Annotated in this window: 20 protein-coding genes; 12 read left to right on the forward strand and 8 right to left on the reverse strand. The window is 37.8% G+C overall.

The features are described 5' to 3' along the window. Positions 1 to 38: 38 nt before the first annotated feature. The 3 genes from EI546_RS00900 to EI546_RS00910 all read left to right on the forward strand — a co-directional run bounded on the left by EI546_RS00900 (position 39) and on the right by EI546_RS00910 (position 5777). Entirely contained in the window at positions 39 to 1841 is a 1803-nt protein-coding gene (locus EI546_RS00900) for a DEAD/DEAH box helicase (protein ID WP_128248777.1), read from the forward strand. A 223-nt stretch (positions 1842 to 2064) separates the two neighbouring features. Beyond that, entirely contained in the window at positions 2065 to 4500 is a 2436-nt protein-coding gene (locus tag EI546_RS00905) for a glycosyltransferase family protein (RefSeq protein WP_128248778.1), read from the forward strand. Then, positions 4500 to 5777, forward strand: coding sequence for a glycosyltransferase family 4 protein (locus EI546_RS00910; RefSeq protein WP_128248779.1), 1278 nt, complete (start codon positions 4500 to 4502; stop codon positions 5775 to 5777). Before EI546_RS00905 ends, EI546_RS00910 begins: the two co-directional genes overlap by 1 nt. A 73-nt stretch (positions 5778 to 5850) precedes the next feature. Here EI546_RS00910 and EI546_RS00915 read toward each other — a convergent pair whose 3' ends face one another. The 3 genes from EI546_RS00915 to EI546_RS00920 all read right to left on the reverse strand — a co-directional run bounded on the left by EI546_RS00915 (position 5851) and on the right by EI546_RS00920 (position 8361). Continuing rightward, a complete protein-coding gene (locus EI546_RS00915; protein ID WP_128248780.1) occupies positions 5851 to 7059 on the reverse strand; it encodes a hypothetical protein in 1209 nt (402 codons plus the stop codon). Between the two features lie 506 nt (positions 7060 to 7565). Continuing rightward, positions 7566 to 7718, reverse strand: coding sequence for a hypothetical protein (locus EI546_RS16070; protein ID WP_164905140.1), 153 nt, complete (start codon positions 7716 to 7718; stop codon positions 7566 to 7568). Between the two features lie 58 nt (positions 7719 to 7776). Next, positions 7777 to 8361 carry an RNA polymerase sigma factor gene (locus EI546_RS00920; RefSeq protein ID WP_128248781.1) on the reverse strand — a complete coding sequence of 195 codons (585 nt, stop codon included), beginning with the start codon at positions 8359 to 8361 and terminating at the stop codon, positions 7777 to 7779. 248 nt (positions 8362 to 8609) lie between these two features. Here EI546_RS00920 and uvrA point away from each other — a divergent pair, with 248 nt between their 5' ends. The 3 genes from uvrA (at position 8610) to EI546_RS00935 (ending at position 14614) form a co-directional block, all read left to right on the forward strand. Further along, positions 8610 to 11387: an excinuclease ABC subunit UvrA gene (gene uvrA / locus EI546_RS00925; RefSeq protein WP_128248782.1), complete on the forward strand. Its 2778-nt coding sequence runs from the start codon at positions 8610 to 8612 to the stop codon at positions 11385 to 11387. A 114-nt stretch (positions 11388 to 11501) separates the two neighbouring features. Further along, complete coding sequence (locus EI546_RS00930) at positions 11502 to 13820, forward strand: ATP-dependent helicase (protein ID WP_128251496.1); 2319 nt, start codon at positions 11502 to 11504, stop codon at positions 13818 to 13820. Positions 13821 to 13996: 176 nt separating this feature from the next. After that, positions 13997 to 14614, forward strand: coding sequence for an L-threonylcarbamoyladenylate synthase (locus tag EI546_RS00935; RefSeq protein WP_128248783.1), 618 nt, complete (start codon positions 13997 to 13999; stop codon positions 14612 to 14614). A 20-nt stretch (positions 14615 to 14634) separates the two neighbouring features. Here the strand turns inward: EI546_RS00935 and EI546_RS00940 are convergent, their stop codons facing one another. The 4 genes from EI546_RS00940 to EI546_RS00955 form a co-directional block, all read right to left on the reverse strand. After that, positions 14635 to 14973: a hypothetical protein gene (locus EI546_RS00940; RefSeq protein WP_128248784.1), complete on the reverse strand. Its 339-nt coding sequence runs from the start codon at positions 14971 to 14973 to the stop codon at positions 14635 to 14637. 132 nt (positions 14974 to 15105) lie between these two features. Further along, on the reverse strand, positions 15106 to 15966 hold the full coding sequence (locus EI546_RS00945; RefSeq protein WP_128248785.1) for an OmpA family protein: 861 nt from the start codon (positions 15964 to 15966) through the stop codon (positions 15106 to 15108). A gap of 106 nt (positions 15967 to 16072) precedes the next feature. Then, on the reverse strand, positions 16073 to 17065 hold the full coding sequence (locus EI546_RS00950; RefSeq protein ID WP_128248786.1) for a glycosyltransferase family 2 protein: 993 nt from the start codon (positions 17063 to 17065) through the stop codon (positions 16073 to 16075). A gap of 119 nt (positions 17066 to 17184) precedes the next feature. After that, entirely contained in the window at positions 17185 to 17625 is a 441-nt protein-coding gene (locus EI546_RS00955) for a type I restriction enzyme HsdR N-terminal domain-containing protein (protein WP_128248787.1), read from the reverse strand. Between the two features lie 236 nt (positions 17626 to 17861). On the opposite strand from EI546_RS00955, the gene holA reads away from it, so the two are divergent. After that, positions 17862 to 18866, forward strand: coding sequence for a DNA polymerase III subunit delta (gene holA, locus EI546_RS00960; protein ID WP_128248788.1), 1005 nt, complete (start codon positions 17862 to 17864; stop codon positions 18864 to 18866). A 37-nt stretch (positions 18867 to 18903) separates the two neighbouring features. Here the strand turns inward: holA and EI546_RS00965 are convergent, their stop codons facing one another. Then, positions 18904 to 19281 carry a DoxX family protein gene (locus tag EI546_RS00965; RefSeq protein ID WP_128248789.1) on the reverse strand — a complete coding sequence of 126 codons (378 nt, stop codon included), beginning with the start codon at positions 19279 to 19281 and terminating at the stop codon, positions 18904 to 18906. 103 nt (positions 19282 to 19384) lie between these two features. On the opposite strand from EI546_RS00965, the gene menA reads away from it, so the two are divergent. The 5 genes from menA (at position 19385) to EI546_RS00990 (ending at position 24328) form a co-directional block, all read left to right on the forward strand. Further along, on the forward strand, positions 19385 to 20287 hold the full coding sequence (menA, locus tag EI546_RS00970; RefSeq protein ID WP_128248790.1) for a 1,4-dihydroxy-2-naphthoate octaprenyltransferase: 903 nt from the start codon (positions 19385 to 19387) through the stop codon (positions 20285 to 20287). 28 nt (positions 20288 to 20315) lie between these two features. Further along, positions 20316 to 20996 carry a metal-dependent hydrolase gene (locus EI546_RS00975; RefSeq protein ID WP_128248791.1) on the forward strand — a complete coding sequence of 227 codons (681 nt, stop codon included), beginning with the start codon at positions 20316 to 20318 and terminating at the stop codon, positions 20994 to 20996. Positions 20997 to 21061: 65 nt separating this feature from the next. Next, positions 21062 to 22108 (forward strand): o-succinylbenzoate synthase, encoded by a 1047-nt coding sequence (locus tag EI546_RS00980; RefSeq protein WP_128248792.1) that lies wholly within the window; start codon positions 21062 to 21064, stop codon positions 22106 to 22108. 126 nt (positions 22109 to 22234) lie between these two features. Beyond that, complete coding sequence (locus EI546_RS00985; RefSeq protein WP_128248793.1) at positions 22235 to 23206, forward strand: CPBP family intramembrane glutamic endopeptidase; 972 nt, start codon at positions 22235 to 22237, stop codon at positions 23204 to 23206. 48 nt (positions 23207 to 23254) lie between these two features. Continuing rightward, a complete protein-coding gene (locus EI546_RS00990) occupies positions 23255 to 24328 on the forward strand; it encodes an AMP-binding protein (RefSeq protein WP_128248794.1) in 1074 nt (357 codons plus the stop codon). Positions 24329 to 24598 lie beyond the last annotated feature (270 nt).

Here is a 24598-nt window from a genome sequence, read left to right on the forward strand (position 1 = left end):
TCCCATTAGCACACATATAAAAATATTTATTCAAAAAAATGACAGCATTTAAAGCACTCGGCTTGGAAGAGAATCTTCTAAAAGCCATCACCGACATGGGTTTTGAAACTCCTTCGGAAGTACAAGAAAAAGCCATCCCAATCTTATTGGACCGTGAAACCGACATGGTCGCTCTAGCCCAGACAGGAACTGGCAAAACAGCAGCATTCGGATTTCCAATGTTGCAAAAAATCAATGTAGAGAGTCGAACTACTCAAGGGCTTATTCTTTCGCCTACACGAGAACTTTGTCTTCAAATTACTAACGAGATGATTGCCTATGGTAAATATTTGCCAGGTTTGAACGTTACGGCAGTTTATGGAGGGGCAAGTATTACAGATCAAGCACGCCAGATAAAAAGAGGTTCGCAGATAATTGTCGCTACTCCTGGCCGTATGAAAGATATGATCGGCCGTGGCTTGGTTGATATTTCAAAAATAGAATATTGTGTTCTTGATGAGTCCGATGAAATGCTCAACATGGGCTTTTATGACGATATTATTGAAATTCTTTCACATTCGCCTAAAGATAAAAGCACTTGGCTTTTCAGCGCAACTATGCCAAAAGAAGTTGCTGCCATAGCCAAGAAATTTATGCACTCCCCAGTGGAAATCACCGTGGGTGCAAAAAACAAAGGAGCCGATAACGTTACCCATGAATACTATTTGGTAAATGCCAGAGACCGTTATAACGCTCTAAAAAGGTTGGCTGATGCAAATCCTGATATCTTTTCGGTAATTTTTTGCCGAACCAAGCGCGATACCCAAAAGGTAGCAGAGCAACTTATTGAGGATGGATATAACGCCGCTGCGCTTCACGGTGATTTAAGCCAAAGCCAAAGAGATTTGGTAATGAAATCCTTCAGAAACCGCCAAATTCAAATGCTTGTTGCAACTGATGTTGCCGCCCGTGGCATTGATGTGGATGATATTACCCACGTAATTAACTATCAATTACCGGATGAAATTGAAATCTACACCCACCGTAGCGGTCGTACTGGTCGAGCTGGGAAAACTGGTATCTCTATGGTAATCGTTTCGAAAAGTGAGGTTCGAAAAATCAGAACTATTGAAAAAATTATCCAAAAACAGTTTGTTGCAAAAGAAATTCCTTCAGGAATGGAAATTTGCGAAGTGCAATTGTTCCACCTCGCCAATACTATCAAGGAAACGAAAATAAATGATGAAATCAATCCATACCTTCCCAATATAAATGAAGTGTTGGAAGATTTCACTAAAGAAGAGCTGATTAAAAAAGTGTTCTCAGTTGAGTTTACCCGCTTTTTTAATTATTACAAGAGTTCCAAGGATCTTAATATTTCCGGAGATCGTAGTTCTTCAGAATCAGAAGACAAGGATACCACCCGTTACTTTATAAATATTGGAGGAAAAGACGATTTCGATTGGATGAGCCTCAAGGATTTTCTACGGGACCTGCTTCAATTAGGTAGAGATGATGTTTATAAGGTCGATGTAAAAGATAGTTTTTCATTTTTCAATACCGACGAGAAACATCAGGAGTTGGTAATGGGAATCTTCAAGGATTTCAAATTGGAAGGAAGGCAAATCAATATTGAAATAAGTCAGGATACTGGTCGCAAAGGCGGTGGCGGTAAAGATCGCGGCAAGAGAAGAGGTGGAAATGATCGACGTGAAGATGGTGGTGGACGACAAGGCGACTTTAAAAAACGCCGTGGAAGTTTTGATGGTGGAGATAGGTCCAAATTCCAAGGTAAGGGCAGAAGGGGAAGCGAACGTCCTCAAACTGCAGGTACAGGCGGAAGACGCAGAAGAAAGGTCTAAATCTTTATGAGGGATCTCTGAATATAAAATTCAAAATTTTAAGCTCGATAGAAATAAAAAGTCTATCGAGCTTTTTTATTTTTACCCTTGCCAAGAATTTTGGCCTTTTTTTACTTTAAATGAGTTGTTTCCAAGGCGGAGTTATAAAGTTTCCGTTGATTATTCCCTCGCATTTCTTGCTTATTTTAACTAATTTCCCCACTTCATTTTGACACGTCCATTTATGCAGTCCAATCTAAAAAAGTTTCTTCCGCACCTCGTTGTTATTCTGTTATTTATCATTGCCGCCCTTGCTTACTTTAATCCTGTTTTACAGGGGAAAAAGATATATCAAAGTGATATTATCCAATATTCGGGTATGGCAAAACAACAAAACGATTTCCGAAAGGCCACTGGAGAGGAAACCTACTGGACAGATGCAGCCTTTGGTGGTATGCCAACCTATCAATTAGGGGCGAAATATCCAAATAATTATATAAAGCAACTAGATCTTGCGATTCGGTTTTTGCCTAGACCAGCGGACTATTTATTTCTTTATTTTATTGGAATGTATATCCTCTTGCTGGTGATGAAAGTAGATTATAAGTTGGCATTCCTAGGAGCCTTGGCATTTGGATTCTCTACTTATTTAATAATAATTCTTGGAGTTGGCCACAATGCTAAAGCCCACGCCATTGCCTATATGCCTTTGGTGTTAAGCGGAATTTTTCTCACTTTCCGGCGAAAATATCTATACGGATTTCTTTTATTGACCGTGTCTCTTGCTTTGGAACTTGTGGCAAACCACTTCCAAATGACATACTATCTGATGCTTTTGGCGATTATAATCTGCATCGTTTTTCTTGTGGATGCCTTTAAAAAGAAAATTTTGCCGCATTTTTTCACGGCTATCGGAATCATGGCAGTTGCATCCGTAATAGCTCTTGGTCTGAATGCAACAAATATATTGGCTACAAAGGAATATGCCGAAACCTCCACAAGAGGAAAAACTGAACTTACCATTAATTCTGATGGGACTCCAAGAGATAATGAACACGGTTTGGGATACGATTATATTACCGAATATAGTTACGGTCGATTGGAAAGCTTTAATTTATTTATTCCCCGATTTATGGGGGGAAGTTCTTCGGAAGCTTTTCCGAAGGAATCCAAAACTGTAGAAGAATTGTTGAAAATGGGTGCTTCACCCCAAGAAGCTAATCAATTTCTATCTGGAATTCCAATGTATTGGGGCGATCAAACCTTTGTTGGGGCGCCAGCATATATTGGAGCTATTGTCATTTTTCTTTCCGTATTGGCTTTGTTTTTATTACACGGAAGATTTAAGTGGTGGGCGGTATCGGCCGTTATTTTGACCCTTCTTCTCTCTTGGGGTAGAAATTTTAGTGGCCTTACAGAATTTTTTATTGATTACGTTCCCATGTACAATAAGTTTCGGGCAGTTTCTTCCATACAGGTTATAATGGAATTGGTGCTTCCCATATTGGCAATTGTAGGCATACATAAATTTCTTGATAAATCCCTAGATGAAAAGAAAAAGAAGGATTCTTTATTATGGTCAGCTGGAATTGTCGGTGGTATTGTCCTCTTATTTATCTTCTTCAAATCTTCTTTGTTCAATTTTGCCAGTCCCTACGATAGTTATTTTAGAGATGAAATGGGCTTACCGTTTGTTGAGGCCATTCGAGAGGATCGAATGTCGCTTTTCACTTCAGATGCTTGGCGATCTTTAATCTTTGTGCTGCTAACAGCAGGAATATTGTGGGCTTTTGTAAAAGGAAGTGTAAAAAGGGGAGTTGTAATTTCCCTACTTTCCTTGCTTGTTATAATCGATTTGGTTGGTGTGGACAGAAGATATGTAAACGAGAAGGACTTTGTACCCGCAACCGTCGTTGACCAACCCTTTGAAAAAAACGGAGCAGATATCCAGATTTTGGAAGATGAGGGTCATTTTCGGGTTTATGATGCTACCGTAAATGCATTTAATAGCGCAAGGGCAAGTTATTTTCACAATGCTCTGGGAGGATACCACGCCGCTAAGCCTGGTAGAATGCAGGATTTATTTGAGTTTTATATAAGCAAGGGAGATATTGGAATTCTTAATATGCTGAATGTCCGCTATATAATCATGCAGAATAAGAATGGCGGTCCAGTGGCTCAGAGAAATCCATATGCAAATGGAAGCGCATGGTTCGTGGAAAATGTTTTACCCGCAGAAAATGCAAATCAGGAGATTGAGCTGTTGGACAGTTTGGATACCAAAAAAACTGCTGTAGTTAATAAGGAATTTATTTCAAAAATCCCAAGTGAAAAAATAGCCAGAGATAGTATTGCCACTATCGATCTGTTTGAATACAAGCCCGATCATTTAGTTTATGAAACCTCATCCAAGTCACCCCAATTGGCGATTTTTTCGGAAATGTACTATCCAAAAGGTTGGAACGCTTATGTAAATGGCAGTCCGGCCGAATATATTAGAGCTGATTATTTATTGCGGGCTATGGTAATCCCGCCTGGAAATAACAAGATTGAGTTTAAGTTTGAACCAAAGGTTATTCAAACAGGAAGTACAATTTCATTGGTAAGCAGCATTGCATTCCTATTAATCTTTTTAAGTGGGCTTTACTTTGCCTTCCGTAAGAAAGAAGTTGACAAATAATGAAGCGTGCCCTTATAATAACATATTATTGGCCTCCAGCAGGCGGTCCGGGCGTTCAGCGTTGGCTGAAGTTTGTAAAGTACTTTAATGAATTCGGGATTGAGCCAATCGTTTATATTCCTGAAAACCCAAACTATCCATTGGTCGATAAAAATTTGATCAGTGAGGTGCCTGAAATTATTGAGATAATAAAACATCCCATAAAAGAGCCTTATAAATTTGCCACACTTCTTTCAAAAAAGAAAACAAAGCAGATGAGCAGCGGAATTATTTCCAAGGATGAAATTTCCCGTATGGAGAAGCTAATGCTCTATGTGCGTGGGAATTTTTTTATACCAGATGCGCGCATAGGTTGGGTAAAACCGTCAGTGCAATTTTTATCTGAATATATTTCTAAAAATCCTGTAGATGCGCTTATCACTACAGGACCCCCGCATAGTCTTCATCTTATCGGCGCGGCACTAAAAAAGAATTTGGGCATTAAATGGATTGCCGATTTTCGGGATCCTTGGACTACCATTCACTATCACAAATCACTGCGCCTCAATAAGTCTTCCGAAAAGAAACACAAGGAGCTGGAAGCGGATGTACTCAATAGTGCAGATATAGTTGTAGTGACAAGTCCAACAACAAAAAAGGAATTTGAAGCAATCACCAAATCTCCCATTTCAGTAATTACCAATGGCTTTGACACTTTCAAAAAGCCACAGGTTTCATTGGATAAAAAGTTTTCCATTTCCCATATTGGCTCCTTATTAAGTGAGCGAAATCCTGATATTTTGTGGAAGATACTTAATGAGATTTGTGAGGAATATCCTTCTTTCAAAGAAGATTTACAATTAAAATTTGCTGGAGCGGTCAGTGAGGAAGTAAAAAACAGTCTTCTTCGTTATAATCTTTTGGAGAGTTCTGAATTCCTAGGATATGTTTCACATACGGAAGCAATAAAACTGCAACACCTAAGCCAAGTACTACTTCTGGTGGAAATAAATAGCCCCGAAACGCGCGCTATTATTCCTGGAAAACTATTTGAATATTTAGTGGCAAACAGACCAATTCTTTCCTTGGGACCGGAGGGGAGCGATATTAAAAATATCGTCGATGAAACGGAAACCGGTAAATTTTTCAATTATGGAGAAGCTGAACAGATTAAAAATCAGATTCTTGAATATTATGGGCAATTTCAAAATGGAAATTTAATCGTATCACCCAAAAATTTAGAGAAATTCAGTAGAAAAGAATTGACAAAACAAATGGCCTCTTTAATCCTGAATTAATTCTATATAAAAAACCTCCGCTCTTCATCATTGACGAATCGCGGAGGTTCAAACCAACCAATCAACATTCTTTTTATCCTCTTGTTCTTGCGCTGTTATTTTGTTTAGAGGAATTACCTCTGGAACTGTCAACAGTTGCATTGATTCGAGAAGGTGTACTGGAACTTCTTACAGTGTTAGAACGGGTTCCTGACCTTGTTTGAACGTCTGTATTATTTGTTCGTACCGAAGTACTTCTGGTGTTGGATGATGAAGTTGCGGGAGTATTTCGTATTGTTCTAGTATTTGAAACATTCCCTTGATCATTTGACCGAGTATTATTCGATATCGAGCTTCGTGTATTCGATGTTTTTATAGGTGTATTATTATTTGTTCTATCATTAGAAGGTGCTATTCTAGTCCCTTTATCATTTACTGAAGAAGCATTCGTTCTAATGTTGTCGGAGTTACGATCAATTACGGAATTTCTGCTGTTACTGTCATTATTACGTGTGGTTCCAGTAGAACTGGTGCGGGAATTCTGGTCGGATTGATTGTTTCTTCCGCTGTTCGCAATCATAGTATTTCTTCGATTTGGATCGTAGTCATTATTTCTAACCACACGACCGTCTTTTTGATGCACCCGGCTTCCTGGTCTATAGAATTCCCGTCTAGTATTTTGGTAAACTACACGATCTCTATTTTTATAGTAATGGATATGATCATTGTAACTGTATCTTACTGGGTGATAATATCTTCTGTAGGGATAGTCGTAAACAATTACGTGAGTATAAATAGGTCTAGCGTAATATACGTGCCAAGGACGATAAATATAGTATGGGTTATAATAATTGATTGCACCTACACAATGTGAATAATAACCGTAATTGTTATATACTACACGCATTTCACCCACTCGTACAATACGTCTATCGTTATAATTGATATCCACGTTACCAGCCCGCACGATACGACCATATACGTCGTAATAAACAGGAACATTCTCAATTTGTATTACCGCTCCATAATCATCATACTGTATATACGCATCATAATTGTAACCTGAATTGAAACTTACGTTCATATTGGGAGAGCTTATTGTTATTTGAGATCCTTTTTGAGGGCCAACATAAACAAAGTCAAATTGCCCATCCGGAAAAATGGAGAATTCTACATTCCCCTCTACAAAAATGAAAGCATTGCCGTCGTAACCTCTTCTGAAGTTGTCCTTACTTTCGATGGAGGTAGCATTTGCTGAAAATCCCATCCAAAGTATGCTGAAAATGAGTATTAGATTCTTCATAATTCTGAATTTTAAAATGTTCGTATTCGCTCAGCTTGAAATATGGTGGCAAGCTTAACCCTCAATAAACAACGACCGTGCCACGATTGTGATAATATGGTAATGAGCTGTTTAGGAAAACAAGAAGAATATATTTGGTTAAGTTATAAGAGAACAAAATCAAAAATCCGTCCGAGCACATTTAAGCTCAAACGGATTTTCGAATCTAACCAACCAAAAAAACTAAACTATTCTGGAAGGCCTATATTCAATTAGCGTGCCGAACATCATTTTAATGGTTAATGGATTTAAATTCATTTCCTTCAAATCATTTAATAGGAATTTTTTAAAACGACGGATGATGGAATTATAGTAGGAATCTTAATGGTTGGTCCTTGAGATTTATATCCAAAAGAGATAGGGTTTTCGTTTCGGAATGAATGCCGAATCTTAAAATTTCTTGCTCACTGTTTCGCGTATAGACATAAAAAAACCCCGAAAAGCTAATTCCAGGGTTTTTCCAAAGTTTAGTTAAGAAGCGCTTCAAACTTCTTATTATGGCAATCTATAACACTTAAAGCCATCGAATAATCCAGAAGAAATTTAATGGTTTCCTCTTTTGGGACAAGTTTTTTATTCACGCCGCCCATACGTGATGTATTAAAGTATATTTTTTGCATAGAGTATATATTTAAAGTTAATACTCTGAAAGAACGTCGAAAAATATTCTTTATTGCATTAATTGGTCAATACAATATTATGTTTTTCAATCACTTTGCGCAGATTGATCAATGCGTACCGCATGCGACCCAGAGCCGTATTAATACTCACGCCGGTTTGCTCACTAATTTCCTTAAAGCTCATATCCTTGTAAATTCGCATAACCAAAACCTCTTTTTGGTCCTCAGGAAGTTCTTGGATTAGTCGTCGAACATCGTCTTCAACTTGTCCTTTTATAATTCTCTTCTCTATATTAAGCGAGTTATCACTCAATACAGAAAAGATATTGAAGTCATTATTGTTTTCAAATTTGGGCATACGGTTATTTCTTCTAAAGTGGTCTATAACCAAATTATGGGCGATCCTCATCACCCAAGGAAGAAATTTTCCTTCTTCGTTGTAAGCGCCTTTTTTCAAGGTTTTGATTACCTTAATAAAAGTGTCCTGGAAGATATCCTCAGATACATCCCGGTCGAAAACTTTGGAATAAATAAAACTGTAGATCCTTTGCTTATGGCGGTTTATAAGTTCACAAAGGGCGGATTCATTACCGTTCATATAGGCGTTTACCAAAAACGCATCAGAGTTCGTGCTTTGCTTCATATCAGTTCTTCTTAAATAATAAACAACTACAATTTTCGTTGCTTGGTTACTAATTGGATTAAGAGTAGTGATATGCTATAGGCAATAAATTTTATATATGACGTTTGTAAGCGGTAAATATAATAAGAAAGATTTCACAAATGCAAAAAAAAGGTTAATTTTTACCGTTAAATATTAATATTCTCTTATGCTCCAAGCTTAGAGTGATGTGGTATCTTTGCAAAAATCCTTGAAAAACACGTAAAAAATTGGATAGCAAAACCGTTGACATCAAAAAAAACATCCTGATTCAGGGTGCAAAACTCCATAATTTAAAAAATATTTCTGTCGTTATTCCTCGGAATAAACTGGTGGTTATTACCGGACTTTCGGGGAGCGGGAAATCCAGCCTTGCCTTTGATACGCTATATGCTGAAGGGCAGCGAAGGTATGTTGAAAGTCTTTCCAGTTATGCCCGGCAATTCTTGGGCCGCTTGGACAAACCCAAAGTGGATTCTATAAAGGGAATTTCTCCAGCTATTGCAATTGAGCAAAAAGTAAATGCAACAAATCCACGTTCCACAGTAGGAACTTCCACGGAAATATATGACTACCTTAAATTGCTATTTACAAGAATAGGGAAAACAATTTCGCCCGTTTCTGGTAATGAGGTTAAAAAAGAAACCACCACGGATGTTATTAATTTCGTAAAGGAATTTCCCGAAGGAGAAAAATTGCTTCTTCTAGCTCCTGTTTATTTGGAGGAAGGCCGAACTATGGAAAATAAAATCCAGGTTTTATCTCAACAGGGATATTCAAGAATAAAAGTTGATGGGGAAGTAATCAGAATAGATGCTTTAGATAAGAAAAAAGCTCCAAAGAAAATTGATCTGGTTGTAGATAGGGTTATCACGAAAAATGACGAAGACTTCTACCATCGACTTGCCGATGCCGTTGAAATAGCATTTTTTGAAGGAAAAGGGGAATTATATATAGAAGAGGTTGAAACGAAGAAAATAAGGGAATTCAACAACCGTTTTGAAGCGGACGGTATCCTTTTTATGGAGCCGAACGTTCACCTATTCAGCTTCAATAATCCTTATGGTGCCTGTCCTGTTTGTGAGGGTTATGGTGATGTTATAGGTATTGATGAGGATTTGGTAATCCCCAATACTGCTCTTTCAGTTTTTGAAAATGCCATTTTTCCCTGGCGTGGCGAAAGCATGAGCTGGTATCGGGATCAATTGGTAAACAATGCATATAAATTTGATTTTCCAATTCACAAACCCTGGTTTCAGTTAACCGAAAAACAAAAACAATTGGTTTGGGACGGGAATAAACATTTTGAGGGTCTGAATGCGTTTTTTTCCTTTTTAGAATCTAAAAGTTATAAGATCCAGAATCGGGTTATGCTTTCCAGATATCGTGGAAAGACAAAATGCAGTGTCTGCAAGGGAAAACGTCTTCGTCCAGAGGCTTCGTACGTAAAAATAAACAACACTTCTATTCAGGAATTGGTTGAGCTGCCTTTAAACCATTTAGCCGAATTCTTTGAAAATATAAAACTTTCGGAATATGATGCTACTGTCGCAAAGCGTTTGTTATTGGAGATAAATAACCGTTTACGTTTTCTAAAAGATGTTGGGTTAGGATATTTAACTTTAAATCGAAAATCCAATACCTTATCAGGTGGGGAATCACAACGCATCAATCTGGCAACTTCTTTGGGAAGTAGTCTGGTCGGTTCAATGTATATTCTGGATGAGCCCAGTATTGGACTTCATCCCAAGGATACTGAAAGATTGATTGACGTATTAAAATCGCTGCGTGATTTGGGTAATACAGTGATTGTTGTAGAACACGATGAGGATATAATGAAGGCTGCCGACGAAATTATAGACATTGGACCCGAAGCGGGAACGTTTGGGGGCGAGGTAGTTGCTCAGGGTACTTACGACGAAATTCTAAAATCTGATTCCCTTACCGCCAAGTATCTCAATGGAGAAATGGAAATTGAAATTCCCAAAAAGCGCCGAACATCAAAAAATAAGATTTCCATCAGTGGGGCACGACAGAATAACCTCAACAATATCGATGTTTCCTTTCAGCTTAATGCGTTTACCGCAGTAACAGGTGTATCCGGAAGTGGTAAAAGTACCTTGGTCCAGAAAATTTTATATCCCGCTTTGCTTAGGCAAATTGGTGGTTATGGGGAGAAACCCGGTCAATTTTCGGAATTAACAGGTGATTTCGACAATATAAAAAGTATTGAATTTATTGACCAAAACCCTATTGGGAGGTCGAGTAGGAGCAATCCGGTTACCTATATAAAAGCCTACGACGATATCAGGAATCTTTTTGCGGCCCAAAAGCTTTCAGATATTCGCGGTTATAAGCCCAAACATTTCAGTTTTAACGTGGATGGCGGGCGTTGCGAAACTTGTAAAGGAGAAGGTGAAGTTACCATAGAAATGCAGTTTATGGCGGATGTGCATTTGGTCTGCGAGGTCTGTAACGGGAAGCGTTTCAAAAAAGAAGTTTTGGAAGTTACTTTTCACAACAAAAACATTGACGATATCCTTACTATGACGGTAGATGATGCTGTTGCTTTTTTCGGAATACATAAGGAAGATAAGATAGCATCCAAGTTACAACCCTTGCAAGATGTAGGATTGGGCTATGTTCAGTTGGGCCAGAGTTCCTCAACCTTATCTGGAGGCGAGGCACAGCGGATTAAATTGGCGTCCTTTTTAGTGAAAGGAACTTCAAAAGATAAAACCCTATTTATTTTTGATGAGCCTACAACCGGACTTCACTTTCACGATATTAAAAAGCTCTTGGCTTCCTTTTATGCATTATTGGATCGTGGTCATACTTTAATAGTAGTGGAACATAATTTGGATTTGATTAAATGTGCCGATTACATTATAGATCTAGGACCTGGGGGAGGAGAAAAGGGTGGAAATATTGTGGCGGAAGGAACCCCAGAAGAAGTAGTCAAATCTAAATCTTCATTTACCGGTCAATATCTGAAAGAAAAACTGTGATGGCAGTATCTCCTTTGAATAGTGAAACGCGTGTGGCTTTTAAAAATTTATTGCGGATAGTTGGGCAAAAAAGCTCTGAATTGGCTATTTTCACAGCTTGAAGAAAAGGATGGTTTGGAAGATTATTTAAAACAACTTAATGAGGCCCAACTTGCTCCCGTACTGCAAAAAGACGGGGCCATGATTGTTATTGCAGGTGCCGGATCGGGTAAAACTAGAGTGCTTACATATCGTATCGCACACTTGATGGCTCAAGGAGTAGATCCGTTCAATATATTGGCATTGACTTTTACCAACAAGGCCGCTAGGGAAATGAAAAATCGTATTTCCAAAATCGTTGGTTCCAGTGAGGCCAAGAATCTTTGGATGGGTACTTTCCACAGCATCTTTGCAAAAATTCTCCGATTTGAAGCAGACAAACTCGGCTATCCATCAAATTTTACCATCTACGATACCCAGGATTCCCAGAGCGTAATCCGGGCGGTAATCAAGGAAATGTATCTTGATAAAGATGTTTATAAATATAAACAGGTTTATTCCCGCATCTCTTCCTATAAAAATAGCCTGATAACCGTAAAGGCTTACTTCAACAATCCCGAACTTATGGAGGCCGATGCGATGGCAAAAATGCCACGCTTGGGCGATATCTATAAATCCTATGTTGATAAGTGTTTTAAGGCCGGCGCAATGGATTTTGACGACTTATTGCTTAAAACAAATGAGCTTTTAACGAGGTTTCCTGAGGTTTTGGCAAAATATCAAAATCGTTTCCGATACATTTTGGTTGATGAGTACCAGGATACCAACCATAGCCAATATTTAATAGTTCGTGCCCTTTCAGATAAATTCCAAAATATCTGTGTGGTGGGTGATGATGCCCAGAGTATCTATGCTTTTCGTGGGGCCAATATAAATAACATCCTCAATTTCCAGAAAGATTATGACGATGTAAAAGTATTTCGACTAGAACAGAATTATCGTTCTACAAAAAACATTGTAAACGCCGCGAATAATATAATTGAGCAAAACAAAACCCGACTCGACAAGGTTGTTTGGACTGCTAACGATGATGGCAATAAAATATTAGTCAACCGCACCATGACCGACGGGGATGAGGGTAGATTTGTGGCCAGTTCAATTTTTGAGAATAAAATGAACCATCAACTGAAGGATGGGGATTTTGCAATTCTTTATAGAACAAATGCCCAGAGCCGGGCGATGGAAGATGCTCTGCGGAAAAAGGATATTCCCTATCGAATTTATGGCGGACTAAGCTTTTACCAGCGTAAGGAGATAAAGGATATACTCGCATATTTACGACTGGTCTTGAACCCGAAGGATGAAGAAGCGCTGAAACGGGTAATCAATTATCCCGCAAGGGGAATCGGGGAAACCACTATGGATCGTCTGATCGTAGCTGGCAATCACTACAACCGTTCGGTTTTTGAGGTGATGAAAAACATTGATAAGGTGGACCTGAAAATCAATGCGGGAACAAAAAATAAATTGCGCGACTTTGTTACCATGATTGAAAGCTTTCAGGTGGTGAACCAAAACTATGATGCTTTCCAAATTACCGAACATGTTACCAAAAAAACCGGTCTATTCCAAGAACTAAAAAAAGACGGAACTCCAGAAGGAATCGCACGTATTGAAAACATAGAGGAATTATTAAACGGTATGCGCGATTTTGTTGAAGAACAAAAGGAAATTGCAGATGCTACCGGATCTCTTTCAGAATTTATGGAAGATGTTGCCCTAGCCACGGATTTGGATAATGACAAGGGAGATAGTGATCGAGTAGCACTAATGACAGTCCACTTGGCAAAGGGTCTGGAATTTCCTTATGTGTATATAGTGGGATTGGAAGAAGATCTTTTTCCCAGCGGGATGAGTATGAATACGCGAAGCGAGCTGGAAGAGGAGCGAAGGTTGTTTTATGTAGCCCTTACCCGTGCAGAAAAGCAAGCCTATTTGACCTATACCCAATCGCGGTATCGATGGGGAAAATTAATTGATGCGGAACCGAGCCGTTTCATCGAGGAAATTGATGATAGTTTTCTCGAATATCTTACACCAATTACTGAAAATAGGTACAAACCTTTGCTTGATGCCGACATTTTTGATGATATAGACCATAGTAAGTTGCGGTTGAAGAAACCGGTTAAAGGAAGCCCTCCAAAGGGACCTACGGAGGAACAACTTCGAAAATTGAGAAAGTTAAGGCCCGCAGCGAGTTCTTCAGATAGTAAGTTTAACCCTGATGACTCCAACCTAGAGATAGGATCTATGGTCGAGCACGTGCGATTTGGCAAAGGAAAAATTTTGAGTATCGAGGGCGCCGGCGCGGACACAAAAGCTGAAATTGATTTTGAAAATGGCGGTTTAAAAAAATTGTTGCTTCGGTTTGCAAAATTAAAGGTGCTTCAATAGAATTTCTTTTGGAATGGTATGGGTGGTTGAGCTTGGCTCCAAAATGTTATTCGTCTCCTCACTACATATTAAGATATAAAATAAAATCTCGTAAAATAAATTTTTCGACCTGCTCCATTACATACTGAGGTTGTGATTTATGGTAAATAGGATTATATTTAGGAAAAATTAAATCAATGGCAGAGTTTATAAAAATTTATGAGGAAAATCCTAACCCCAAAGAGATTAAGAGGGTTGTAAAAATCCTGAGGGATGGCGGAGTAATAATATTTCCAAGTGATACCGTGTATGCTCTGGGTTGCGATATAAATAATCATCGCGCAATGGAACGTGTGGCTCAGCTGCGAGGGATTAAACTTGAGAAAGCAAATTTTTCCTTTATATGTGAAGATTTGAGCAATTTGAGCGACTATGTAAAACAAATTGACTCTCCAACATTTAAATTATTAAAGCGTAACCTTCCCGGGCCTTATACCTTTATTCTTCCGGGAAATAACAACTTACCCACCGTTTTTAAAAAGAAAAAAGAAGTAGGAATCCGAGTGCCGGATAATGCAATTGCCAGGGCTATTGTACATGAGCTTGGTAATCCAATAATTTCTACATCAATTAGAGATGAGGATGAACTGATTGAATATACCACCGATCCTGAACTGATTTTGGAAAAATGGGATAATTTAGTGGATTTGGTAATTGACGGAGGTTATGGAGGAAATATAGCTTCTACCGTAATTGATTTAACTAGTGGAGAACCCGTTGTGATTAGAGAAGGGAAAGGAAGTTTGGATTTATAATTTAAATTCTAGCGATAAACTTATTGTTTAAGTAAATGCTTTAGCCCTCGATAAATATTCTGTTCAAGGATATCCATTTCCCCATCTGAAAGAAAAAGATCCTTTATACTTCTGAACGCCTCATCTATTTCTTCTTTTGAATATTCAAAACGTTCTATAGCCGCATTTATTTTTTGGATCTGTTGGTAATCGTTATCATCGTCAAATTCCTTTCGTATTTTTTTATACTCTACTTCACCTACTTTAGATTTAATATATTCTTTCTCCTCCGGCGATACAAAAAAATCGGCATGTGCGCAGTATAAGAGCATATATGCCTTTAATTCCTCATGGGTCCAAGTGGTTTCAAATTCTTTCATAGGTTGAGTATTTAAAATACTTCAAAGGTTTTGACTAAGATACAAAAAGCATTAAATATAAACGGTTGGTTTAACAAAAACAAAACCCGGCTGGATGGCCGGGCTTTATCTTCTTATTATTACTGAAAGCTATTATCCTTTTGCTTCAAGATTTTTCATTTCTTTTTCAATCATATCATAGAACTGATCTATCTTAGGAAGTACCAATATTCTCGTACGACGGTTTTTAGCTCTGTTTTCAGCCGTTGTATTTGGAACCAGTGGATCGTACTCTCCTCGGCCTGCTGCAACCAATCTATTTGGACTAATTCCAAGGTCTTGCAAAGCTCTTACTATAGCAGTAGCTCTCTTCACACTTAAATCCCAATTATCCAATAATACACCGCCGCTCTTATAAGGAACGTTATCTGTATGACCTTCAACCATTGCTTCAAAATCTGGTTTACCTTGGATTACTTTGGCAACCTTACCTAAAATTTCATTAGCTCTTGAGGAAATCTGATAACTTCCTGTTTTGAAAAGTACCTTATCAGACAAGGAAATATATACTACACCTTTTTCAACATTTACTTCAATGTCAGGATCATTAATTCCTACTTCTCTTTTCAAACTAGAAACAAGAGCAAGAGTTACACTATCCTTTTTGTTAAGGGCATCTTGTAAACGTGAAATTTTCAGATCTTTTTCCTTTAAACTCTCTAAAGACTTCTCAAGATTGGTAGCACCCTTAGAGGTTAACATAGTTAAATCCTTTGAACTCTGGATAAGATCCTCGTTCGTCTTTCTTAAATCTGCAAGACGCTCTTCCAGCTGTTTTGCTCTTACGGAAGCGGCGGTCTTTTCAGTCAGACAGTCATTCAATTTTACCGTACATGTGTTCAGGAGGTCTTGAGTGTTTCTTTGTTGTGCTTCGAGTTCCGCATATTTCTTTTTAGACACGCAAGAAGTAAAAGCAATGCTCGAGCACATTAATAAAATCAATAATTTTCTCATAGTTTGTTATTTGTTATGTTAGATTGTCGTCTCCAATCATGGAGCCCCAAAATTATCAAATTCGTATATAGCTTAAAAGCGATTAACAATACTTTATGTAAATTTCTTAAAGCTGGGTAAAATATTTCCGTTTTCGTATAAAGTACTGAAAAACAACGGACTTTACGAAGTAATATTGATTTATTGCACCCCCATTTTTTCTTTTTCGAAGGAACTTTGGAAAAGAAGCATAAAAACTTAAATGAGCTCTTAACACCGCCAGAAAATGTGCGGGCTTTCCCTGGAACAAAAATTGAAATGCAGCCAATCCATCTAAGACCATTCTAACGAGTATTGTTCCATAAACCCGTCCACCCCCAACGTTTTTGGTGAGGTTAAAGAGGGAATTTCTAAAATTAAAAAAGGTTTTTCGTGGATTGGAGGAACTTAATGTTGCTCCACCAACATGAAAGACCTGCGATTCTCCAATATAAAGAATTGTACCACCCGCATTATGTAAGCGCCAGCACAAATCTATTTCTTCCTGATGGGCGAAATAGTCCTCATCAAAACCCTCAACCTCGCGGAACGAAGACGCTCTTACGAACAGGCACGCGCCTGAGGCCCAGAATATTTTGGTAGCATCATTATATTGTCCCAAATCTTTTTCCACGGTATTGAATATTCGGCCACGACAGAATGGATATCCATATCGATCAATAAATCCACCTGCTGCACCTGCGTATTCAAAATACTCTTTGTTTTTATAATCCAAAATTTTAGGTTGTGCCGCAACAACATTAAAATCGTTTTTAAACTCCTCTATTATAGGTGCTAACCAATTGTTGGTGACTTCCACATCACTATTCAGCAACACAAATATATCTTCCTGAAGATTCCTTAAGGCGTAATTATAACCCTGAGCGTAACCGCCATTCTTTTCATTGTGAATAATTTTAATAGATGGGAAATTTCCTGAAACGTAAGAAACGGAATCATCCGTTGACGCATTATCGGCAACATAGATTGTTGCATGTTCTGAGAATAGCAACACTGAAGGAAGAAATTGTTCCAAGAGTTGTCTTCCGTTCCAATTTAAAATGACTACGGCTACTTTCACGGGGCCAAATTTAATTAAAAGTCTTTCTTGGGGAAGGTATATACCCGGACGGATTCAAAATAAAATTCCTTATTCTTTAATTTCCGATTTGCCTAACCCTACAAATGGTACCGTTTTGCTTAACGGGAAGGAACTCCCTCTAGAAATATATAGCATTTATTTTCAAAGTCCATTTGGCAGAAATAATGCTCAAGTCCATTTGTAACCATCAAATATTGTGCATTGAGGGAAAGATTGTATCTGGCAATTTGATCAAAGGTCATTTGTGTTATAGCCACGTTTGGGGCCTTACATTCAACAATCATAAAAACCGTACCATCATTGTTATACACCACCACATCATACCGTTTTGTGGTATTGTTTAATTTAATCTGTTTCTCAACATTCATAAGATTTCTGGGATAGTTATGTTCCTTTATAAGAAACTGGACCACATGCAACCTCACCCATTCTTCAGGAGTAAGGACAATAAACTTTTTTCGAATTTCATCAAAAGCCATCGTCCTATTTTCGCTATTTTTGAACCGAAAGGAATATTGGGGAAAGTTGAGTTTTTGCATTGAACAAAAGTAGCAAATTTTAAAGGGCTTGCTTTAAATTCCAATTTACTGTAGATAGATGAAACGGAAATCTAAAGTCTCGAGCAAGAACCAAGAACAGCATATCTCCGATTCTTTAGCGTATGATAAAGAAAAAATATTTTCTCGGTCTTATATTTTACATTCTTATCAGGAAACTTACAAAACCATAGACCCATAAACTGATAAACCCATAAACCCATAAACCCTAAACTTCAATGCCCCTCGATAAAGTAAAATCCATCATCGGTGATATTAAAAATGGAAATTTAAAGCCTATTTATTTTTTGATGGGGGAAGAGCCATATTATATTGACGGTATCTCCAAGTACATTGAGGAAAATATTCTTACGGAAGATGAAAGAGGTTTTAACCAAATGGTCCTTTATGGAAGGGATGTTTCTATAGAAGATGTGGTAAGCAATGCCAAGCGCTACCCTATGATGGCTGAAAAGCAGGTTGTTATTGTAAAAGAAGCCCAAGATCTTTCCAGAAATATTGAAAATTTAGTGGATTACGCAAAAAATCCACAACCTTCCACGGTCTTAGTAATGTGTTACAAATACAAGACTTTGGACAAACGGAAATCTTTGGCAAAGCAAATTGCCAAGACAGGCGTTTTATTTGAAAGCAAAAAGCTTTACGACAACCAAGTACCGGACTGGATCAAGAGGGTATTGGCAGGAAAAGGATATACAATTACTCCAAAAGCGGCTCAAATGCTCGTCGAATTTTTGGGTAACGATTTGAGCAAGGTGAGCAATGAACTTGAAAAACTGCAACTTATTCTTAAACCTGGAGGCCAGATTACTCCGCAGTTAATCGAGGAGAACATAGGTATTAGCAAGGATTTTAATAATTTTGAACTTCAGAATGCCATTGGGGAGCGGGATATTAAAAAGGCATTTGCTATCATTCAATATTTTGCGCAAAATCCCAAAAATAATCCCTTAGTGGTAACCGTGGGGATGTTGTATAATTTCTTTGCGAAACTTTTAAAATATCATGCTCTAGAAAATAAAAAGGATGCTACCAAGGCTCTTGGTGTGCATCCATTTTTTATCAAAGATTATCAAACCGCTGCCAGGAACTATTCCATGAAAAATGTTAGTGCTGCGATTGCTGCCATTCGAGAGATTGATATGAAAAGCAAAGGAGTGGGGGCGGCCAATCTTTCCCAGGGAGATTTACTGAAGGAATTACTTATAAAAATTCTCAATTGATTTAGTTGGAAGATTTTTTTTCCCGTCCCTTAGTCTATTATTTTCTATCCATAGAGAATTTACCAGGACCTAATATTGCTATTGATACAAAGGCAATCAAATAGAGCAGAGACAGTTCCTTGGTTCCAAAAGGATCGTTTCCATGAATTACAAATGCCGCTACGCACATTAAAAATATTACGGGAATAGTGGCAAGACGAGTTTTATATCCAATAATCATGAGAAGAGAAAAAACTACCTCTCCCAAAATGGCCAAAACCAGTGAAATAGGTTCTCCCATTCCTATAGGATCTGCAAAACCAAAATCTCCTTCCAACAACTTAAGAAGTTTGGGGATTCCGTGAGTAAGTAACATTCCGCTAAAAGCTACTCGGAGAAAAAGCAGACCAAAATTATGGATGGTGGATTTTTGCATTATGTAGGATTTGAAATATAATGAGGTGAAAATATGAAATTTTAATAAAATTGGAACAACTTGTTTTTAAATGTATTTTTGCCGCTTCAAAGCGAAAATGGGAATGACAAAATTTAAAGCGTGGATTTCGGCAGCTCGTTTGCGCACATTACCGCTCTCTATATCAGGGATTGTTACTGCCGGAGCAGCCGCAAAAGAGGCCGGAATTTTTTCGACTCCCATTTTCAGTCTTGCTTTAGCGACCACACTCGGACTCCAAATTCTTTCAAATTTTGCCAATGACTATGGCGATGGCGTTAAAGGAACAGATAATCACGAACGGGTTGGTCCTATGCGTGCGATGCAAAGTGGCGTACTTTCGGCAATAGACCTTAAAAGAGGAATTATTATAACTTCCATAGTTACCCTGGCCATTGCATGTTTACTCATCTATATTGCCTTTGAGAACCAGAACATTTTTCATTCAACAATATTTTTTATCCTGGGAATTGCCGCCATTGTTGCTGCCATAACCTACACAGTGGGAAAAAGTGCATACGGCTACCGAGCTTTGGGAGATGTTTTTGTTTTTTTGTTCTTCGGTCTTCTGGGTGTTTTGGGGGGTTATTTTTTGTTTGCAAAAGATCTAAACGGATATATTCTACTTCCTGCCATAGTAATTGGACTTTTAAGCACAGCTGTTCTTAACTTAAATAACATGCGCGATCGATTGGCCGATGCAAAAGCCAACAAGATTACTATTGCGGTTCTATTGGGCGGATCGAAAGTTAAAATTTATCATTTTACCTTAATAATTCTTGCCTTTATCTTTTCGATAAGTTACTTTTCCTTGAAGGGAACAACGTGGGCAGAGTTTCTTCCTATTCTTGCATTCATTCCATTATTTGTTCATTTAGGGAAGATGAACAATAATACATCTCCACCACTTTTAGACCCAGAGCTGAAAAAGGTCGCCTTAAGCACCTTTTTGTTTTCGATATTGTTTTTTGTTTCCGCTTGGTTTTAATATATTTAAAATTAAAAATCAGGAAAACATGAAAATCACATTTTACGGACAAAATTGTCTCGGTATTGAAATAAAGGGAAAGCACATTTTGGTTGATCCCTTTATTAGTGGAAATGATCTAGCGAAAGATAAAATTGACATTAATGCAATAAAAGCGGACTATATATTTCTTACACACGCACATAGCGATCATACCCTGGATGCAGAAACTATTGCCAAAAGAACCGGTGCCATAATTGTCAGTAATTTTGAGATAGCCAACCATTATGAAGCCAAGGGGCTCGAGGTGCATTCTATGAATATTGGCGGTAGTTGGAAGTTTGATTTTGGATTGGTTAAATATGTTGTAGCTCTACATACCAGCAGTTTTGCCGATGGAAGCTATGGAGGTAATCCCGGGGGATTTGTAATTCAAGGAGAGCACAAGAATATTTATATTGCTGGGGACACGGCCTTGACAATGGATATGAAATTGATTCCACTTTATACCAAATTGGACTTGGCCATCCTTCCCATAGGAGATAATTATACAATGGGAATAAAGGACGCCATAAAAGCCAGTGATTTTGTGGAGTGTGATAAGGTGCTTGGAGTCCATTATGATACCTTCGGTTTTATTGAAATAGACCATGAAGAAGCTAAGCGAAAGTTTTATGCCGCAGGAAAGGATCTGATGCTTTTGGAAATAGGAGAATCAATTGAACTTTAGAATGACGCGAGAATCTATAAATATTTCTTAGTTGAATTTCTTTGCACCTGTACCCTACAGAGAATATGAGAGCCTGTTTTAAAAAATACATACTTAACTTTAAACGCCCAAGTGGTACTTCTAGGGGCATTCTTAAAACAAAGGAGACTTATTTCTTAATTCTTAAAGAAGGTGATAACCTCGGAATCGGTGAGTGTGGTCTATTGCGTGGTTTAAGTATTGATGATAGACCGGATTACGAAAAAAAACTCCAATGGGTTTGTGATAACATTAGTTTAGGTGAAGAAAAACTTTATGAGAACTTAATGGAATTTCCTTCCATACAATTTGGGGTTGAAACCGCTTTTAGGTCATTTTATTCCACTGATCTCTTCAGTCTGTTTCCGTCAGAATTCACTCAAGGAGAGGCGTCAATTCGTATAAATGGTCTAGTTTGGATGGGGGACGAACGGTTTATGAGGGAGCAGATTTCTGCAAAATTAAAAGAAGGATTCAGCTGTATAAAAATGAAGATCGGGGCCATAGACTTTAAAACAGAGCTGGAACTTTTAAAATCTATTAGAAAAAAATTCTCGGCTTCAGAAGTGGAGCTCCGTGTAGATGCAAACGGTGCATTTTCACCGAAAGATGCATTGGAGAAATTGAAAGTACTTTCCGATTTGAATTTACATTCCATAGAACAACCCATCAAACAAGGTCAATGGCAAGAAATGGCACGTCTTTGCGAAGAAACTCCACTAGCTATTGCCTTAGATGAGGAATTGATTGGAATTTTTGAGAAAAAAGAAAAAGTGGAATTGCTGGATACAATCAAACCACAATATATAATTTTGAAGCCTTCGCTTATCGGTGGTTATAATGGAAGTGATAGCTGGATAGACCTTTCAGAAAAGGAGGAAGCTGGCTGGTGGATTACTTCAGCTCTTGAGAGCAATGTAGGATTAAATGCCATAGCACAATATACCTTTACAAAAAACAATAAATTGCCCCAAGGTTTAGGAACCGGCAGTCTTTATACCAATAATATTGAAAGTCCTTTGGAGGTGAGTCACGGCGCGTTGAGCTACCAAAGAAATAATAGTTGGAACGTGGAGTTATTCAATAGTCAATAAATTATAAAAAACATATGAAGACACTAAATCAAAAAATACAATGATAATATTTAGTATCCAGTACCCCACAAGCCTGCAACCTGCAACATCTAACGTCTAACGTGTAAAATCTAGCCTATTACATCTATGTATATTGAACAAGCCTTTAAATGTCTTCACGATTGGTGGCGCTATCTCGCGGGATTTGTAATAATTATTTTCGCCAGTCAAATAGGTACGATTCCTCTTATCACAGCGGTTATTTTTAAAGAACTTTCATCTGGAGCTGGGGTCGAGAATTTGGCAAATTTGGATCAAGATACACTCTTGTCCATCTTAGATTCCAATCTTACCCTCTTTTTAATGTTGCTCAGCTTTGCTATAGGGCTGCTGGGAATTTATTTTGTAGTCCGTTTTCTGCATAACCAACCATTTAGGGAACTCACAACAACACGAAGAAAAACGGATTGGGGAAGAATATTTTTCGGTTTTGGTCTTATTGCCATTGTCACTACCGTATTAACTGTTGTGGACTATTATAGTAACCCTGAAGATTATGTAGTTCAGTTTAATTTAGTGCCCTTTATTATTCTTGCAATCATCGCCATTATTATGATACCCTTACAGACTAGCTTCGAGGAATATTTGTTTCGCGGCTATTTAATGCAAGGTATTGGCGTGCTCGCCAAAAATCGATGGCTCCCTTTAATTCTAACATCTGTTGTATTTGGGGCGCTCCATGTCGCAAATCCTGAGGTTGATAAGCTTGGACCTCTCGTTATGGTTTTTTACATCGGAACGGGTTTCTTTTTGGGAATAATGACCCTTATGGACGAAGGGATGGAACTTGCTTTGGGTTTTCACGCTGGTAATAATTTAATCGCTGCCCTATTAGTTACTGCCGATTGGACTGTTTTTAAAACCAATTCCATATTGAAAGATGTGGCGGAACCTTCCACAGGTTTCGATATTGTTCTGCCTGTTCTAATAATCTATCCTATATTTCTGCTTATCATGGCACGACGATATAAATGGACCGATTGGAAAGGAAAATTATTTGGGAAAGTAGAAGAACCATTAAAAGATATGGACCATATTGAAATTGGGGAAAATTTATAATGTTCAAATAAATTTACTTTTTTAGAGATTTTATAATTCCACAGTTTTATGATTCCATTGCACCATCCTAAATTTAAATTAAATGGCAAGGCGTTTCCTTCTGTTGACTTATTAAAGGAAAAGGCAATTCAATTTATTACTGAAGGAAAGGAAGATGAGCGGGCTGTGGGACAGTTCATCGCCGAATGGTTGGATAACAATGACTTCATTATCGTAAAAACCTCTGGTTCCACTGGAGTTCCAAAAAAAATAAAGCTCAATAAAAAGCACGTTTATAATAGCGCGGCAGCTACGGTGGCCTATTTTAATTTAAAAAGCAGCACCAGGGCATTACTCTGTCTTCCTTCGGAATATATCGCTGGAAAAATGATGCTTGTTCGTGCAATGATTGCAGGATGGGATTTGTATATTACCTCTCCTGATAAAAATCCCTTGGAAAGTGTTACTCAAAATTTTGATTTTACGGCCATGGTTCCTTATCAACTCCACCATTCCTTAAATGAACTGCATAAAGTACAAAAGATAATAGTCGGTGGTGGTGCGATTTCGAGAGAACTTGAAAACGAACTTCAAAATGTGGATACCACGATGTTCGCAACTTATGGAATGACTGAAACAATAAGTCACATAGCAGTGCGTGGTTTAAACGGGAAACAGGCGTCCACAATTTTCCAAGCTCTGCCTGGCGTTAAATTTACCCAAAACGAGGAAAGATGTCTTCAGATTCACGCGCCCGCCATTTCCGAGGAAATAGTTATAACCAATGATGTGGTAGATTTAGTTTCCACTACCTCATTTAAACTTTTGGGAAGGAATGACAATGTGATTAACAGTGGTGGAGTAAAGATTCATCCTGAAATTGTAGAACAAAAATTATCGTATTGTTTAAATAAACCCTTCTTTATTTCCTCAGAAAAAGATCCGCTTTTGGGAGAACGGGTAGTCTTGGTTATCGAAAGTAAGGAACCAATTAGCATAGAAACTTTTTCGGAGATTTTTGAAAAACTTGACCTCTACGAAAAACCAAAAAAAATTCTGATTTCGCCTCAGTTTATTTATACCGAAACTGGAAAGATTCGTCGTCAGATTGTTTTAAAAAATCTTATCGGGTCCAAAGATTGATCTCATTCTATTTTAAAATCACGCATATTTATTCTCTTTACACCACTTATTGATGTCCTGTATACCAATATAACATAATAGGATTGGGAAGTAAACACAATCTCCAGACTTATTATATTTCTGTTCGCGTTACTATATGCCAATTTTTTAAAGGGTATTCTACATTTATTCTTTAAGGTGTAAATTATCTAATATATAGTCTATAATAAGCGGAGGGTTATATTGCTACTTAACATTAATTTAAGTATTTTTAGAACATCTTAACTAAAA

It is taken from the genome of Aequorivita sp. H23M31, assembly GCF_004022485.1.
GTDB lineage: Bacteria > Bacteroidota > Bacteroidia > Flavobacteriales > Flavobacteriaceae > Aequorivita > Aequorivita ciconiae.